Below are 16,484 nucleotides of genomic sequence, written 5' to 3'. Positions count from 1 at the left end.
TCGTGTCCAATTTGATTCTGGTAGGCCCGATGGGAGCTGGTAAAAGCACCATCGGGCGTCTTCTCGCCAAAGAGCTTCACCTCGTCTTCAAAGATTCGGATAAAGAGATCGAGCAGCGCTGCGGAGCCAACATCCCCTGGATATTCGATGTCGAGGGCGAGGCTGGCTTCCGCGAGCGTGAGCAGGCGATGCTGGCCGAGCTGTGCGATGAAGGGGGCATGGTCATCGCCACGGGCGGCGGCGCCGTCATGCGCGACGCCAATCGGCTCATCCTCAAGGGTGGCGGCAAGGTGATCTACCTGCACGCTTCGGTCGAGCAGCAGATTTCCCGTACTGCGCGTGACAAGAATCGCCCGTTGCTGCAGAAGCCCAATCCGGAGCAGATCCTTCGCGATCTCATGCAGATGCGCGATCCGCTTTATCGCGAAATTGCCGACGTGATCATCGAAACCGACGAGCGGCCTCCGCGTATGGTCGTCCTGGAGATCATCGAGCGCCTGCGTGAGTTGGAGCGCCATTAACGGCGCTGCAATCTGCGGTATCCTAGTCCCCTTTCTTGCCTGGGGGTTTCATGCGCACACTCAACGTCGATCTGGCCGACCGCAGCTACCCGATCTATATCGGTGAGGGGCTGCTGGATGATCTGCGCTACTTCGAGCCGCATATCCGCGGTCGCCAGGTAGCCATCGTCACCAACGAAACCATCGCGCCGCTGTACCTGGATCGACTGCAGAAGACCCTGGCCGGCTATAAGGTCACCACGGTCGTGCTCCCCGACGGCGAGGCCTACAAGCAGTGGGAAACCCTGCAGCTGATCTTCGATGGCCTGCTGACCGCGCGCCATGATCGCAAGACCACCCTGATCGCCCTCGGCGGCGGCGTCATCGGCGACATGACCGGTTTCGCCGCGGCTTGCTACCAGCGCGGTGTCGATTTCATCCAGGTGCCGACTACCCTGCTGTCCCAGGTGGATTCCTCCGTCGGCGGCAAGACCGGCATCAACCACCCGCTGGGCAAGAACATGGTCGGGGCCTTCTACCAGCCCCAGGCCGTGATCATCGATACCGCGACCCTGAAGACCTTGCCGCCCCGCGAGCTGTCGGCAGGGCTGGCGGAAGTGATCAAGTACGGCTTCATCTGCGACGAGCCTTTCCTTACCTGGCTGGAAGCGCACATGGACGACCTGCTGGCGCTGGAGCCGACTGCGCTGACCGAAGCCATCGAGCGTTCCTGCGCGGCCAAGGCCCGCGTAGTCGGTGCCGACGAGAAGGAAACCGGCGTCCGCGCCACGCTCAACCTGGGCCATACCTTCGGCCACGCCATCGAGACCCACATGGGTTATGGCGTCTGGCTGCATGGCGAAGCCGTGGGCGCGGGAACCGTGATGGCACTTGAGATGTCGCATCGGCTGGGATGGCTGACAAAGGCCGAGCTCGATCGCGGCATCCGCCTGCTCGCCGCGGCGAAGCTGCCGGTGGTCCCGCCGCAGGAAATGAATGCCGAGCATTTTCTCGAGCACATGGCTGTCGACAAGAAAGTGCTCGATGGCCGTCTGCGTCTGGTATTGCTCCAAGGGCTGGGGGGCGCGGTCGTGACCGCCGAATTCCCCCGTGAGATTCTGGAAGAAACACTGCGCGCTGACTACCAGGCACTGGTCGGTCAGGCAGGAGAACACTGAGGTCCCATGTCCAGCTTGCATGCCGATGAGGCCTTCCTGGCCCACTACCAGTTCAGCCACGACCCTTTCGCACCGCGGGTTCCGGGCTTCAAGTTCTTCCCGGCGCAGCGCAAGCCCGTACTGGGCCAGCTGCACCACCTGGCTCGCTACAGCCAGCTGCTGCTGGCCGTGACAGGTCCGCTGGGCAGCGGCAAGACCCTGTTGCGCCAGGCCCTGGTGGCCAGCACCAACAAGGATGCTGTCTCCAGCGTGGTGATATCCGGTCGCTCGGTGACCGACGAAGCCACTCTGCTGCGCCAGCTCGCGCAAGGCCTGGGTATCACCCAGACCAGCATCGAGGCGATTCTCGCCAAGGTCGCCCAGCTGGCGATCACCGGCCAGGATGTCTATCTGCTGGTCGATGACGCCGAGCAACTGCGTGACGACGCCCTCGAAGTCCTGCTGCTGCTGGCCGCTGGCAATTCCGAAGCGCGCCTGCACGTCTTCCTGTTCGGCGAGCCTGAGTTGCTGTCGCGCCTCGAAGTGCTGTCCGAGGGCGAGGAGCGCTTCCACGCCATCGAGTTGCAGCCGTACAGCGAGGAAGAGACCCGCGAGTACCTGGCGCAGCGCCTCGAGGGTGCGGGGCAGGGTATCGAGCTGATCTCGGCTGACCTGCTGGCCGACATCCACGAACAATCCGGCGGCTGGCCCGGCACCATCAACCAGACCGCCCGCGACGCGATGATCGAAGCGATGCTGGCCGATCGCAGTGGTGAGCGCAAAGCAGCTGGCGCTGGCTTCAAACTGCCGAAGAAGCACCTGGCGATCCTCGGCGTGGTCGCCATCGGCGTCATCGCCGCCTGGTTCATGCAGGGCAAGACCACCAAGCCGGAGACTGCGAGCAACACTGCCGCGCAGACTTCGTCGCAACTGCCGTTGGGCGGCGCCGCTACTCCGCAGCCGAATGCGCAACCGCAGCCGGATGCCCAGGGCAGTGGCCCGTCGGTGGAATTCGCTGGGTCCAACCAGCCTCTGCCCCTGCCGCTGGTGGGTGAAAGCCAGCCGGTGATCCGTGAGCCCATGGCCCAGGCCGGCGGCCAGGAAGATGCCGATGAAGGCGGCATGCCGTCCGCGGCTATCCCTCCGACCGTGACCACCACCGCGCCTCCGGTGACGCCGCTGGCCAACAACGGTCCCAAACCGCTCAATCCTGTCCCGGCGGCTCCGGTCCAGCAGCAGGCCGCCATCCAGCCGGCTCCGACTCCGACGCCCACCCCGCGTCCGGAGCCGGTCAAGCCCGCCGCCACTGCACCGGCCAAGCCCGTCCAGGCCGCCAAACCGGCAGTGACCAAGCCTGCTACCACCGTCGCCAGCGCCAAACCAGCGACCGCCGCCAGCAAGCCCGCGGCAGCAACCGGTAGTGCTGGCGGCAGCAGTTGGTACCAGTCCCAGTCCGGCTCGCGCTATTCCGTGCAAGTCTTGGGTACCGGCTCCGAAGCCAGCGCCAAGGCCTTCATCAGCCAGCAGGGCGGCGGCGAGTATCGCTACTTCCGCAAGAACCTGCAGGGCAAGCCGTTCTACGTCGTGACCTATGGCAGCTTCGCCGACCGCGCCTCCGCGCAGGCGGCGATCAAGAAGTTGCCGGCGAAGATCCAGGCCTCCAAACCCTGGGCTCGTCCTTTCTCCAGCATCCAGCAGGACATCGCCGGAGCACGCTGAAAGGTCGCACTGTCGCGAAAATGAAAAAGCCGAGCCCCATACCCTGGAGCTCGGCTTTTTTATTGGGTTGTTTCTTTTGCTGCATTCTTATAAAAATGCGACATCGGGTGTCGGCAGTGCGTCAAAAAAAAGCAGTGACGTCGCTTTCCTCGTGTGTACAATGACCTCCCTTTGCCTATCGGAAACTTGCCGCTTGAGCGAGTAGACAGGCGAAGTGCTTGAAGAGGGTCTGCTGACGTTTCGTCATGGCCAGGGCCGGAACCGCCGCCACGTTGGGTAAGACGTGGCAACTCGCGCGGAACGGTCATTCCAGGTGAACCAGGGGCTACAACGGCGCTGCACGATAGATGCGGCCCGAGCCTTTAGGGTGCGCGGGAAACGAGCCTGCACGGCGAAACAGGGCGATGGCGAAACGTCAGCAGACCCTGGAATTTATAAAAGTTTTGCCGGTGAGAGTTCCCTATGAAAGCAGGTCTGTACCATCCTGAGACGTTCAAGGATAACTGCGGATTCGGTCTGATCGCCCATATGACGGGTGAGGCAAGCCACGAACTTCTGCAAACCGCCATCGAAGCACTGACCTGCATGACCCACCGAGGTGGGATCAACGCGGACGGGAAAACCGGGGACGGCTGTGGGCTGCTGATCCAGAAGCCCGACCAGTTCCTGCGCGCCGTGGCCAAGGAATCCTTCGCGACCGAACTGCCCGGCCAGTACGCCGTGGGCATGGTCTTCTTCAACCAGGACCCGGTGAAAGCCGAAGCCGCCCGCGCGAACATGAATCGCGAGATCGAGCGCGCCGGCCTGAAGCTGGTCGGTTGGCGCAAGGTGCCGATCGACACCAGCGTGCTGGGTCGCCTGGCGCTGGAGCGTCTGCCGCAGATCGAGCAGGTGTTCATCGGCGGTGAAGGCCTGTCCGACCAGGAATTCGCGGTCAAGCTGTTCAGCTCCCGTCGCCGCTCCTCCGTGGCCAACGCCGAGGATGCCGACCACTACATCTGCAGCTTCTCGCACAAGACCATCATCTATAAGGGCCTGATGATGCCGGCGGACCTCGCCGCCTTCTATCCGGACCTCTCCGACGAGCGCCTGAAGACCGCCATCTGCGTCTTCCACCAGCGCTTCTCGACCAACACCCTGCCGAAATGGCCGCTGGCCCAGCCGTTCCGCCTGCTGGCGCACAACGGCGAGATCAACACCATCACCGGCAACCGCAACTGGGCCCAGGCCCGTCGCGCCAAGTTCGCCAACGAGTGGATGCCGGACCTGGACGAGCTGGGCCCGCTGGTCAACCGCGTGGGCTCGGACTCCTCCAGCATGGACAACATGCTCGAGCTGATGGTCACTGGCGGCATGGACATGTTCCGTGGCCTGCGCATGATCATTCCGCCGGCCTGGCAGAACGTCGAGACCATGGACGCCGACCTGCGTGCGTTCTATGAATTCAACTCGCTGCACATGGAGCCGTGGGACGGCCCCGCCGGCGTCGTGCTGACCGACGGCCGCTACGCCGTCTGCCTGCTCGACCGCAACGGCCTGCGCCCCTCGCGCTGGGTCACCACCAAGAACGGCTACATCACCCTCGCCTCGGAAATCGGCGTGTGGGACTACAAGCCCGAGGACGTCATCGCCAAGGGCCGCGTCGGCCCGGGCCAGATCCTCGCGGTGGACACCGAGACCGGCCAGCTGCTGCAAACCGAGGACATCGACAACCGCCTGAAGTCGCGCCACCCGTACAAGCAGTGGCTGCGCCAGAGCGCGCTGCGCATCCAGGCCACCCTGGACGATGACCAGGGCGTTGCCAGCTACGATGGCGACCAGCTCAAGCAATACATGAAGATGTTCCAGGTCACCTTCGAGGAGCGTGACCAGGTGCTGCGCCCGCTTGCCGAGCAGGGCCAGGAAGCGGTCGGCTCGATGGGCGACGACACCCCGATGGCGGTGCTGTCCAAGCGCATCCGCTCGCCGTACGACTACTTCCGCCAGGTCTTCGCGCAGGTCACCAACCCGCCGATCGACCCGTTGCGCGAAGCGATCGTGATGTCCCTGGAAACCTGCCTGGGCATCGAGCAGAACATCTTCGAAGAGTCCCCGCACCACGCCAACCAGGCGATCCTGACCACCCCGGTGATCTCCCCGGCGAAGTGGCGGACCCTGATGAACCTGGAGCGTCCAGGCTTCGACCTGCACCACATCGACCTGAACTACGACGAGTCCGTTGGCCTGGAAACGGCCGTGCGCAACATCGCCGACCAGGCCGAAGAGGCCGTACGCGCGGGCAAGGTGCTGCTGGTGCTGTCCGACCGTCACATCGCCCCCGGCAAGCTGCCGGTGCATGCGGCCCTGGCCGTCGGCGCCGTGCACCATCGCCTGGTACAGACCGGCCTGCGTTGCGACTCCAACATCCTGGTGGAAACCGCCACCGCCCGTGACCCGCACCACTTCGCGGTGCTGGTGGGCTTCGGCGCGTCCGCGGTCTACCCGTTCCTCGCCTACGAGGTGCTGGCCGACCTGATCCGCACCGGCGAAGTGCTGGGTGATCTCTACGAGGTCTTCAAGTACTACCGCAAGGGCATCTCCAAGGGGATGCTGAAGATCCTCTCGAAGATGGGCATCTCCACCATCGCCTCCTACCGTGGCGCCCAGCTGTTCGAGGCCATCGGCCTGTCTGATGAAGTCACCGGCCTGTGCTTCCCGGGTACCCCAAGTCGCATCCAGGGCGCGCGCTTCCTCGATATCGAGAACGAGCAGAAGCTGCTGGCCAACGAAGCCTGGAACAACCGCAAGGCGATCCAGCAGGGTGGCCTGCTGAAGTTCGTCTACGGCGGCGAGTACCACGCCTATAACCCGGACGTGGTGAATACCCTGCAAGCCGCCGTGCAGCAGGGCGACTACGCCCGGTTCAAGGAATACACCGCACTGGTGGATAGCCGCCCGGTGTCCATGCTGCGCGACCTGCTCAAGGTGAAGCCTGCCGAGCAGCCGCTGAGCCTGGACGAGATCGAGCCGCTGGAGTCCATCTTCAAGCGCTTCGACGCCGCCGGTATCTCCCTTGGCGCGCTGTCGCCGGAGGCCCACGAGGCCCTGGCCGAAGCCATGAACCGCCTGGGCGGTCGCTCCAACTCCGGTGAGGGCGGTGAAGACCCGGCGCGTTACGGCACGCTGCGCAGCTCGAAGATCAAGCAGGTGGCCACCGGCCGCTTTGGCGTGACCCCGGAATACCTGGTCAACGCCGAAGTCCTGCAGATCAAGGTGGCCCAGGGCGCCAAGCCCGGCGAAGGCGGCCAGCTGCCCGGTGGCAAGGTCAACGGCCTGATCGCGCGCCTGCGCTATGCGGTCCCCGGCGTGACCCTGATCTCGCCGCCGCCGCACCACGACATCTATTCCATCGAAGACCTCGCCCAGCTGATCTTCGACCTCAAGCAGGTCAACCCGCAGGCGCTGGTATCGGTGAAGCTGGTTTCCGAACCGGGTGTCGGCACCATTGCCGCCGGCGTGGCCAAGGCCTACGCCGACCTGATCACCATCTCCGGCTACGACGGCGGTACCGGTGCATCGCCGATCACCTCCATCAAGTACGCGGGTTCGCCGTGGGAGCTGGGCCTCGCCGAGGCGCACCAGACCCTGCGCGGCAACGACCTGCGCGGCAAGGTCCGGGTGCAGACCGACGGCGGCCTGAAGACCGGCCTGGATGTCATCAAGGCGGCCATCCTCGGCGCCGAGAGCTTCGGCTTCGGCACCGCGCCGATGATCGCTCTGGGATGCAAGTACCTGCGCATCTGCCACCTGAACAACTGCGCCACCGGCGTCGCCACCCAGAACGACAAGCTGCGCAAGGACCACTTCATCGGCACCGTGGACATGGTGGTGAACTTCTTCACCTTCATCGCCAGCGAAACCCGTGAGTGGCTGGCCAAGCTTGGCGTGCGCAGCCTGGAAGAACTGATCGGCCGCACCGACCTGCTGGAAATCCTGCCGGGCGAGACGCCCAAGCAGGGTAACCTCGACCTCACGCCGCTGCTGGGCAGCGACCTGATCCCGGCCGAGAAGCCGCAGTTCTGCGAAGTCGAGAAGAACCCGCCGTTCGACCAGGGCCTGCTGGCCGAGAAGATGGTCGAGTTGGCCCGTGGCGCCATCGAAGGTGCCAAGGGTGGCGAGTACGAACTGGACATCTGCAACTGCGACCGTTCCATCGGCGCGCGGATTTCCGGCGAGATCGCCAAGGTCCACGGCAACCAGGGCATGGCCAAAGCGCCGATCACCTTCCGCTTCAAAGGCACCGCGGGCCAGAGCTTCGGCGTGTGGAACGCCGGCGGCCTGCACCTGTACCTGGAAGGCGACGCCAACGATTACGTCGGCAAGGGCATGACCGGCGGCAAGCTGGTCGTCACCCCGCCCAAGGGCAGCCCGTTCAAGTCGCAGGAATCGGCCATCGTCGGCAACACCTGCCTGTACGGCGCCACTGGCGGCAAGCTGTTCGCTGCCGGCACCGCGGGCGAGCGCTTCGGTGTGCGCAACTCCGGCGCCCACGCCGTGGTTGAAGGTACCGGTGACCACTGCTGCGAATACATGACCGGCGGTTTCATCTGTGTACTGGGCAAGACCGGCTACAACTTCGGCTCCGGCATGACCGGCGGCTTCGCTTATGTCCTCGACATGGACAACTCCTTCGTCGACCGCGTGAACCATGAGCTGGTGGAAATCCAGCGGATCAGCGGCGAAGCGATGGAGGCCCAGCGCAACCATCTGCGCAAGGTGCTGGTCGAGTACGTGGCGGAAACGGCGAGCGAGTGGGGCGCACATCTGCTGGAGAACCTCGACGACTATCTGCGTCGGTTCTGGCTGGTGAAACCGAAGGCTGCCAGCCTCGGTTCCCTGCTGACCAGCACTCGTGCCAACCCGCAATAAGCGCCTGAAGTTTGATGAGGTCTGAAAATGTCTGAACGTCTTAACAATGACTTCCAGTTCATCGAAGTCGGGCGCAAGGATCCGAAGAAGAAGCTTCTTCGCCAGCGCAAGCGCGAGTTCGTGGAAATCTACGACCTGTTCAAGCCGCAGCAAGCGGCTGACCAGGCCCACCGTTGCCTGGGTTGCGGCAACCCGTACTGCGAGTGGAAATGCCCGGTACACAACTTCATCCCCAACTGGCTGAAGCTGGTCTCCGAAGGCAACATCCTCGCGGCTGCCGAACTGTCCCACCAGACCAACACCCTGCCGGAAGTCTGCGGCCGCGTGTGCCCGCAGGATCGCCTGTGTGAAGGTGCTTGCACCCTGAACGACGGCTTCGGTGCGGTCACCATCGGCTCGGTGGAGAAGTACATCACCGACACCGCCTTTGCCATGGGCTGGCGCCCGGACATGTCCAAGGTCAAGCCCACGGGCAAGCGTGTCGCCGTCATCGGCGCAGGCCCGGCGGGCCTGGGCTGCGCCGACGTGCTGGTGCGCAACGGCGTGACCCCGGTGGTGTTCGACAAGAACCCGGAAATCGGCGGCCTGCTGACCTTCGGCATCCCCGAGTTCAAGCTGGAGAAGCAGGTGCTCTCGCGCCGTCGTGAAGTCTTCACCGGCATGGGCATCGAGTTCCGCCTGAACACCGAGATTGGCAAGGACGTCACCATGGAGCAGCTGCTCGATGAGTACGATGCCGTGTTCATGGGCATGGGCACCTACACCTACATGAAAGGCGGCTTCCCCGGCGAGGACCTGCCCGGCGTGCACGATGCGCTGGACTTCCTGATCGCCAACGTGAACCGCAACCTGGGCTTCGAGAAGTCGCCGGAAGACTTCGTCGACATGAAGGGCAAGCGTGTCGTGGTACTGGGCGGTGGCGACACCGCGATGGACTGCAACCGCACCTCCATCCGCCAGGGCGCCAAGAGCGTGACCTGCGCCTACCGCCGCGACGAAGAAAACATGCCCGGCTCGCGCAAAGAGGTGAAGAACGCCAAGGAAGAAGGCGTGAAGTTCCTCTTCAACCGCCAGCCCATCGCCATCGTCGGCGAGGACAAGGTGGAAGGCGTGAAGGTGGTCGAGACCCGTCTCGGCGAGCCCGACGCCCGCGGCCGTCGCAGCCCCGAGCCGATCCCGGGCTCCGAGGAGATCATCCCCGCCGAGGCCGTGCTGATCGCCTTCGGTTTCCGCCCGAGCCCGGCCCCGTGGTTCGACCAGCACCAGGTGGAGATCGACAGCCAGGGCCGCGTCATTGCTCCGGCTGCTTCGCAGTTCAAGCACCAGACCAGCAACCCGAAGATCTTCGCCGGTGGCGACATGGTCCGCGGTTCCGACCTGGTGGTGACGGCAATCTTCGAAGGCCGCACGGCTGCCGAAGGTATCCTGGACTACCTGGGCGTCTGATTGCGTCTCCTGTAGGGCGAATAAGGCGGAACGCCTTATCCGCCGCGGCGGATAACGCCCCTGGCGTTATGCGCCCTACCAGTCTGACGCAGCGACAAACTGTCGCGATGGACGAAAGGCACGGCACCCGCCGTGCCTTTTCTTTTGGGCTTTGCGAAAATACCCGCACTTTTTTGCCGGATGCCGTTATGACTGCCTTGAAGAACGATCGCTTCCTCCGCGCCCTGCTCAAGCAGCCCGTCGATGTCACCCCAGTCTGGATGATGCGCCAGGCCGGCCGCTACCTGCCGGAGTACCGCGCCACCCGCGCCAAGGCCGGTGACTTCATGAGCCTGTGCATGAACCCGCAGATGGCCTGCGAAGTGACCCTGCAGCCGCTGGACCGCTACCCGCAGCTGGACGCGGCGATCCTCTTCTCCGACATCCTCACCATCCCCGACGCCATGGGCCAGGGCCTGTACTTCGAAACCGGCGAAGGCCCGCGTTTCAAGAAGGTCGTCAGCACCCAGGCGGACATCGACGCCCTGCCGATCCCCGATCCGGAGAAGGACCTGGGCTATGTGATGGACGCCGTGCGCACCATCCGCCGCGAGCTGAATGGCCGCGTCCCGCTGATCGGCTTCTCCGGCAGCCCCTGGACCCTGGCCACCTACATGGTCGAAGGCGGCTCCAGTCGTGACTTCCGCAAGGCCAAGGCGATGCTCTACGACAATCCGCAGGCCCTGCACGCCCTGCTGGACAAGCTGGCGCAGTCGGTCACCAGCTATCTCAATGGTCAGATTCTCGCGGGTGCCCAGGCGGTGCAGATCTTTGATTCCTGGGGCGGCGCGCTGTCGGCGGCGGCCTATCAGGAGTTCTCCCTGGCCTACATGCAGAAGATCGTCGATGGCCTGATCCGCGAGCACGATGGGCGTCGCGTACCGGTGATCCTCTTCACCAAGGGCGGCGGCCTCTGGCTGGAATCCATGGCCAACACCGGCGCCGAAGCCCTGGGCCTGGACTGGACTTGCGATATCGGCAGTGCCCGCGCCCGCGTCGGCGACAAGGTAGCCCTGCAGGGCAACATGGATCCGGCGGTGCTCTACGCCAAGCCGGAGGCCATTCGTGCCGAAGTCGCACGCATCCTCGGCGCCTTCGGTAACGGCAATGGCCACGTGTTCAACCTCGGCCACGGCATCACCCCGGAAGTCGACCCAGCCCATGCCGGTGCTTTCTTCGAGGCGGTGCACGAGTTGTCGGCGCAGTATCACTGAGCCTGATGCTTCACTGAAAAGCCCCGCATTCGCGGGGCTTTTTCCTTTCCGGCTATCGGGTTTTCGTGATTTTCCGGCAAGTTCTGTGGTTAATCGGGTTCGCGAGCAAGCTCGCTCCTACGAAGAGCACTCCGGTACCTGCCTGTAGGAGCGAGCCTGCTCGCGAACATGTCTGGCGCCGCCGCTGCAAAGACCTTCCCGAGCGTAGGAGCGGACTCCGTCCTTGATCGGCCTGAGCGGCGGAGGATTTTCCGAACAAAAAAAGCCCCGCTCGGAAGCGGGGCTTTTTGTTCCCTCAAGGAGCCTCAGGCTCCCTCAGAGTGCATCACGCGGCATCGCCCACCAGGCCGGCGGCGCGCTGGGCCTTGTTGCGGCGGTTGGACACCAGCAGGCCGGAGCAGACCACCACGACGGTCAGCAGGGTGGTGGCGACCACTTCCATGCGGTGGTCCGGGCGGATCAGCATGATCACCAGGGCGCCGACGATGAAGAGGATCACCGCCCAGGTCAGCCAGGGGAACAGCCACATCTTCAGCTTCAGCTGGTGGCCCTGGGCGAGCAGCTTCTTGCGCATGCGCAGCTGCGACATGGCGATCACCAGGTACACCAGCAGGGCGATGGCGCCGGAACTGGCCAGCAGGAAGTTGAACACTTCGGCCGGGGCCAGGTAGTTGGCGAAGGTGCACAGGAAGGCCATGGCGGTGGACAGCAGCACGGCGTAGACCGGGGTGCGGCTGGCGCTGGTCACCTGGGCGATCTTCGGTGCGTCACCGCGCTTGCTCAGGGAGTACATCATGCGCGAAGCGGTGTAGAGCGCCGAGTTCAGGCAGCTGGTGACCGACACCAGCACGATGATGTCGACGATCAGCTTGGCGTACGGGATGTGCAGGTGTTCCAGCACGGTCTGGTAGGAGCCCATGCTCACCAGGCGCGGGTCGTTCCACGGCACCAGGCAGACCACGATCAGGATCGACAGCAGGTAGAACAGCGCGATACGCCAGATCACCGAGTTGGTGGCGCGGGTGATCTGTTGCTCCGGGTCCTTGGATTCGGTGGCGGCGATGGTGACGATCTCCGAACCCATGAAGGAGAACATGGTGGTCAGCAGCGCGGCGAGCACGGCGCCCCAGCCCTTGGGCAGGAAGCCTTCGCTGGTCAGGTGGCCGATGCCGGAGACTTCGCTGTTGGGCGAGAAGCCGAAGATGGCCGCGCAGCCCAGTACCAGGAAGGCGATGATCGAGACGACCTTGATCAGGGCCAGCCAGAACTCGAACTCACCGTAGTTCTTCACGCTGAACAGGTTGGTCACGGTCAGCGCGGAGGTGATCACGAAGGCCAGCACCCAGATCGGCGCGCCGGGGAACCAGGCGTGGATGATGGCCGCGGCAGCGTTGGCTTCCAGCGGGATCACCAGGACCCAGAACCACCAGTACAACCAGCCGATGGTGAAACCGGCCCAGTGGCCGATGGCACGGTCGGCGTAGGTGGAGAAGGAGCCGCTGTCCGGCTGCGCGACGGCCATTTCGGCCAGCATGCGCATCACCAGGACCACCAGCAGGCCGGCGACCAGATAGGAAACCATGACGGCCGGACCGGCTTCGGCAATGGCGTGGCCGGAGCCTACGAACAGGCCCGCACCAATGGCGCCGGCGATCGAAAGCATCGTGACATGACGATTTTGCAGGCCCTGGGAGAGCCCTGAAGAGGGGGTGCTGCTCATGCTTTACCTACAACTACGGAGGGAATTGCGTACTGCGGGAGTCGAGGTCCGTTTCAGGATTCCAACAAGTCGTTCAAGATTGTGAACGCAAGGATCGCGCCACATTCTGTTACGACTTAAGTCGTAGATTGGGAATTTATTCCACAACGCCCGCCTGGCAGGCGTTGTCGGATCTGAGATAAATGTCTTTGTACGACCGTTCCATGTCGTTTTTAGGCATGCTCGATGTCGTGTGTGTAGAAACTACCCAGCTTTGTTGAGTGCAGGAAGGTCGCGCGGTAACACTGGCAGGCGTGCCAGGTGCAGGGCCACCAGCAGGCCGATGCCCAGCAGGCTGGCGATGAACAGGCCCACGCCGTTCCAACCATACTGGTGCCAGAACAGGCCGCCAGCGGTGCCGGCGACGCTGGAGCCGGTGTAGTAGCTGAACAGGTACAGCGACGACGCTTGCCCCTTGGCCTTCAGGGCGCGGCGGCCGATCCAGCTGCTGGCCACCGAGTGCGCGCCGAAGAAGCCGAAGGTAAACACCAGCAGGCCAACCAGTACCAGGGCCAGCGGTTGCAGCAGGGTGATCAGTACGCCACCGAGCATCAGCGCGATCATCGCCCAGAGCACCTTGCGTCGGCCCAGCTTGTCGGCCAGCGAGCCGACCCACGCCGAGCTGTAGATGCCCGACAGGTAGACCAGCGAGAGCACGCCGACGATGGCCTGGCTCAGGTGATAGGGCTCTGCCAGCAAGCGGTAGCCGATGTAGTTGAACAGGGTGACGAAGGCGCCCATCAGCAGGAAGGCTTCGAGGAACAGCCAGGGCAGGCCGGCGTCGCGGAAGTGCCCGGTGAAGCCTTCGATGAGCCGGCGCGGCTTGAGCGGCGCCGGGCGGAAGTTCTTCGATTCGGGAAGGATGCGCCAGAACAGCAGGGCCGCAGCCAGGGCGAGCACGCCCAGGGTGGCCAGTGCGACGTGCCAGTTCACGTAGTCCACCAGTACGCCGCTGATCAGTCGGCCACTCATGCCGCCGATGGCGTTGCCGCCGATGTACAAGCCCATGGACAGCCCGATGTGCTGCGGGTGGATTTCCTCGGAGAGATAGGTCATGCCCACCGCCGCCAGGCCGCTGAGCGACAGGCCGAGCAGCGCGCGCATGGCCAGCACGCCATGCCAGGTCGGCATCAGCGAGCTGCCAATGGTGAACAGGGCGGCGAGGACCAGCGACGCGACCATGATCGACTTGCGCCCGATGGCGTCGGAGATCGGCCCGGTGACCAGCAGGCCGAAGGCCATGGTGATGGTGGAGATCGACAGCACCAGGCTGCTCTGCGCGGCAGTCAGGCTGAAAGCCTGGGACAGCACCGGCATCATCGGCTGCACGCAGTAGAGCAGGGCGAAGGTGGCGAAGCCACCGGAGAACAGCGCAAGCGAGGTGCGCATGAATTCCGGGGTGCCTTTCTCGATGTAGGTTTCGATCTCTTCGACGGCGCGCATCACCTCGCCGTTGGCCTCACGCGCGCTCTCGCGCAGATCGGCCAGCACCTCCGCCGGATCGTTGGCGGCTACTGGTTCTTGTACCACGGCCGGTTCGGCCGCCATGGGATGTTCTTCCCGCAAAGCCCGCAGGGCAGGTTGACTCACGACACACCTCAGGTAGATGACAGCAGAGGGCCTGGAATGACGGCAAGGGTCCGCGCGGCCAGGCAGGGAGCAGGTTGGTAGTCGTTATTGGGCTTGTGTGGAAAGGATAAGGAGCGGGCTTTATTATTTCCAATATATTAATCGACACGTTTGAGTCGTTTTACGAATCAAACGCCTGTGACGTCGGTTCAACGCCGGGCTCGCGAGCAAGCTCGCTCCTACGAAGAGCGTTCCCTGTAGGAGCGAGCTTGCTCGCGAACCGCACGGCACAACCCTTTGCGAGGGCACCATGGAACTGCGACACCTGCGTTACTTCATCGCCGTGGCGGAAGAGCTGCACTTCGGCCGCGCCGCCGAGCAACTGGGGATTTCCCAGCCGCCGCTGAGTCAGCAGATCCAGGCGCTGGAGGAAGAGATCGGTGCACGCCTGCTGGAGCGCACCAACCGCCGTGTGGCGCTCACCGAGGCCGGCAAGCTGTTTCTCGACGAGGCGCGGCAGATACTTCAGCAGGTCGAGCGCGCCACGCTGCTGGCGCGGCGTGCGCACCAGGGCGAGATCGGCGAGCTGAAGGTCGGCTTCACCGCGTCGGCGCCCTTCACCTCGAGCATCCCGCGCGCCATCCTGGCGTTCCGCCAGGCCTACCCGGATGTCCACCTGGACTTGCAGGAACTGAGCAGCGGGCAGGCGGTGCAGGCGCTGCTGGAGGAGCGCGTGCAGGTCGGACTGATCCGTCCGATCCCGCTGCCGGAAACCCTGGAGGCCGTGGAGTTGTTCAGCGAACCGCTGGTGGCAGTGTTGCGTGCCGACCACCCGTTGGCACAGGCCAGCCAGGAGGGCCTGGCGTTCGCCGAGCTGGCGGAGGAACCCTTCGTGTTCTTCCCGCGCAGCTACGGCACGGGCCTCTACAGCCAACTGATGGCGCTGTCGCGGCAGGCCGGCTTCAGTCCGCGCATCGCCCAGGAAGCGGGCGAGGCGATGACCATCATCGGCCTGGTGGCGGCGGGGCTCGGCGTGTCGATGCTGCCGGCGTCGTTCCGCCGGACGCGGGTGGATGGCGTGGTCTACCGCACCTTGAGTGATCCAGGGGCCACCAGCTCCGTCTGGCTGGTGCGCCGGCGCAACGAGACGTCGCGCCTGGCGCAGTCGTTCTTCGACCTGGTGACCCAGGAAGTCACAGCTCTGCACACGGGGTCGGCCCCCGTCCCTGCCGAGCGAGGGCGCTGAAGCCCTACTGGATTTCCGCCATCTTGCCGCGCAGCGCCACGCCGGCCATCAGCGAGCCGGTGTGGCACTCGTACTTGGTGTTGTCGCTGTAGACCTGGCGGTTGTAGAAGCTGACGAGATCCACCACGGCATTCGCTCCCTCGCGCTTGGCAGCATTCTGCAAGGTCGCCAGGGCCGAGATCATGGCCCAGTCGCAGGCTTCCTCGTCGGTCTTGTTGGTTGAGTTGGTCTTCTTGCTGGTGGAGGTTTCGCTCATCGGGTTGACCAGCCCCGGCACGTGCTCGCCAGCCAGGAAGAAGCGCACGCTGCCGTCCAGGTGGCCGGCCTGGGTCGCACGCTGGACCACGCGGTTGAATTCCAGGTGCAGCGGCACTTCGTCGGTGGTCTGGGCGATGACCGGCAGCGCATCGACGCGCTCGCCGATCGGGTCCAGGTGCAGCTCGCGCAGGATGTTGTCGTTCACCAGGCTGATCCAGCGGTTGTAGTTGCGGTGGATCTTGCCGTCCTTGTAGTCCAGTCCCCAGCTGTCGCGGTAGCCGATGCGGTACTGGGTGGTGGAGTAGGGAATCGTCACTTCGGCATGGTGGCGACCGCGTACGGTGATGGCGGCCTGGATCTCGCTGGGCGTCACCTTCTGCACCGTCCACTGGCGCTTCTGCAGGCCGGTGATGATGGCGGTCTGCATCTGCGCCGGGGTGATATGCAGATCGCTGGGGAACTGTTCCGTGGGGGCATAGACCGGCTTCGAGGTGCAGGCGGCCAGGGTGAAGACAGCGGCGGTGAGGGCTATGCAGCGTACGAGCGAGAGCATCCTTTTTCTCCTGGTGCTTCGGGGGCGAGCCAGCGCTACGCGTTCGACTAGGCGTCGAGGCTGCGGCAGGCAAAGGGGGGTATCAAAATCGGCATGCGCTCCGGTAGATCGACCCG

Annotated in this window: 10 protein-coding genes; 7 read left to right on the top strand and 3 right to left on the bottom strand. The window is 64.4% G+C overall.

The window, feature by feature from the left end; translation table 11 throughout:
* Positions 1 to 2 precede the first annotated feature (2 nt).
* From aroK to hemE, 6 genes are all read left to right on the top strand, one after another.
* Entirely contained in the window at positions 3 to 521 is a 519-nt protein-coding gene (gene aroK, locus ACKI1H_RS02145) for a shikimate kinase AroK (RefSeq protein WP_138523525.1), read from the top strand.
* 50 nt (positions 522 to 571) lie between these two features.
* The gene (gene aroB / locus ACKI1H_RS02140) at positions 572 to 1,678 is read left to right on the top strand and encodes a 3-dehydroquinate synthase (protein WP_138523523.1); all 1,107 of its coding nucleotides are present in this window, start codon (positions 572 to 574) and stop codon (positions 1,676 to 1,678) included.
* Positions 1,679 to 1,684: 6 nt separating this feature from the next.
* Positions 1,685 to 3,376 (top strand): AAA family ATPase, encoded by a 1,692-nt coding sequence (locus ACKI1H_RS02135; protein WP_440467545.1) that lies wholly within the window; start codon positions 1,685 to 1,687, stop codon positions 3,374 to 3,376.
* Positions 3,377 to 3,838: 462 nt separating this feature from the next.
* Positions 3,839 to 8,284 carry a glutamate synthase large subunit gene (gene gltB, locus ACKI1H_RS02130; protein ID WP_138523518.1) on the top strand — a complete coding sequence of 1,482 codons (4,446 nt, stop codon included), beginning with the start codon at positions 3,839 to 3,841 and terminating at the stop codon, positions 8,282 to 8,284.
* A 27-nt stretch (positions 8,285 to 8,311) separates the two neighbouring features.
* On the top strand, positions 8,312 to 9,730 hold the full coding sequence (locus tag ACKI1H_RS02125) for an FAD-dependent oxidoreductase (RefSeq protein WP_081515425.1): 1,419 nt from the start codon (positions 8,312 to 8,314) through the stop codon (positions 9,728 to 9,730).
* A gap of 188 nt (positions 9,731 to 9,918) precedes the next feature.
* Positions 9,919 to 10,983 carry a uroporphyrinogen decarboxylase gene (hemE, locus tag ACKI1H_RS02120; protein ID WP_440467544.1) on the top strand — a complete coding sequence of 355 codons (1,065 nt, stop codon included), beginning with the start codon at positions 9,919 to 9,921 and terminating at the stop codon, positions 10,981 to 10,983.
* Positions 10,984 to 11,308: 325 nt separating this feature from the next.
* Here hemE and gabP read toward each other — a convergent pair whose 3' ends face one another.
* Both gabP and ACKI1H_RS02110 read right to left on the bottom strand, forming a co-directional pair.
* Positions 11,309 to 12,703, bottom strand: a complete 1,395-nt coding sequence (gene gabP, locus ACKI1H_RS02115; protein WP_440467543.1) for a GABA permease — start codon at positions 12,701 to 12,703, stop codon at positions 11,309 to 11,311.
* Between the two features lie 243 nt (positions 12,704 to 12,946).
* Positions 12,947 to 14,185, bottom strand: a complete 1,239-nt coding sequence (locus tag ACKI1H_RS02110; RefSeq protein ID WP_440468813.1) for an MFS transporter — start codon at positions 14,183 to 14,185, stop codon at positions 12,947 to 12,949.
* Positions 14,186 to 14,621: 436 nt separating this feature from the next.
* Here ACKI1H_RS02110 and ACKI1H_RS02105 point away from each other — a divergent pair, with 436 nt between their 5' ends.
* The gene (locus tag ACKI1H_RS02105; RefSeq protein ID WP_440467542.1) at positions 14,622 to 15,557 is read left to right on the top strand and encodes a LysR substrate-binding domain-containing protein; all 936 of its coding nucleotides are present in this window, start codon (positions 14,622 to 14,624) and stop codon (positions 15,555 to 15,557) included.
* Between the two features lie 4 nt (positions 15,558 to 15,561).
* Here ACKI1H_RS02105 and ACKI1H_RS02100 read toward each other — a convergent pair whose 3' ends face one another.
* Positions 15,562 to 16,368 carry a hypothetical protein gene (locus ACKI1H_RS02100; protein ID WP_440467541.1) on the bottom strand — a complete coding sequence of 269 codons (807 nt, stop codon included), beginning with the start codon at positions 16,366 to 16,368 and terminating at the stop codon, positions 15,562 to 15,564.
* Between the last annotated feature and the right edge of the window lie 116 nt (positions 16,369 to 16,484).

The sequence above is a fragment of the Pseudomonas sp. YH-1 genome (assembly GCF_051990045.1).
Classification (GTDB): Bacteria; Pseudomonadota; Gammaproteobacteria; order Pseudomonadales; family Pseudomonadaceae; genus Pseudomonas; species Pseudomonas nicosulfuronedens.
This window is presented reverse-complemented; position numbering and strand designations above follow the sequence as displayed.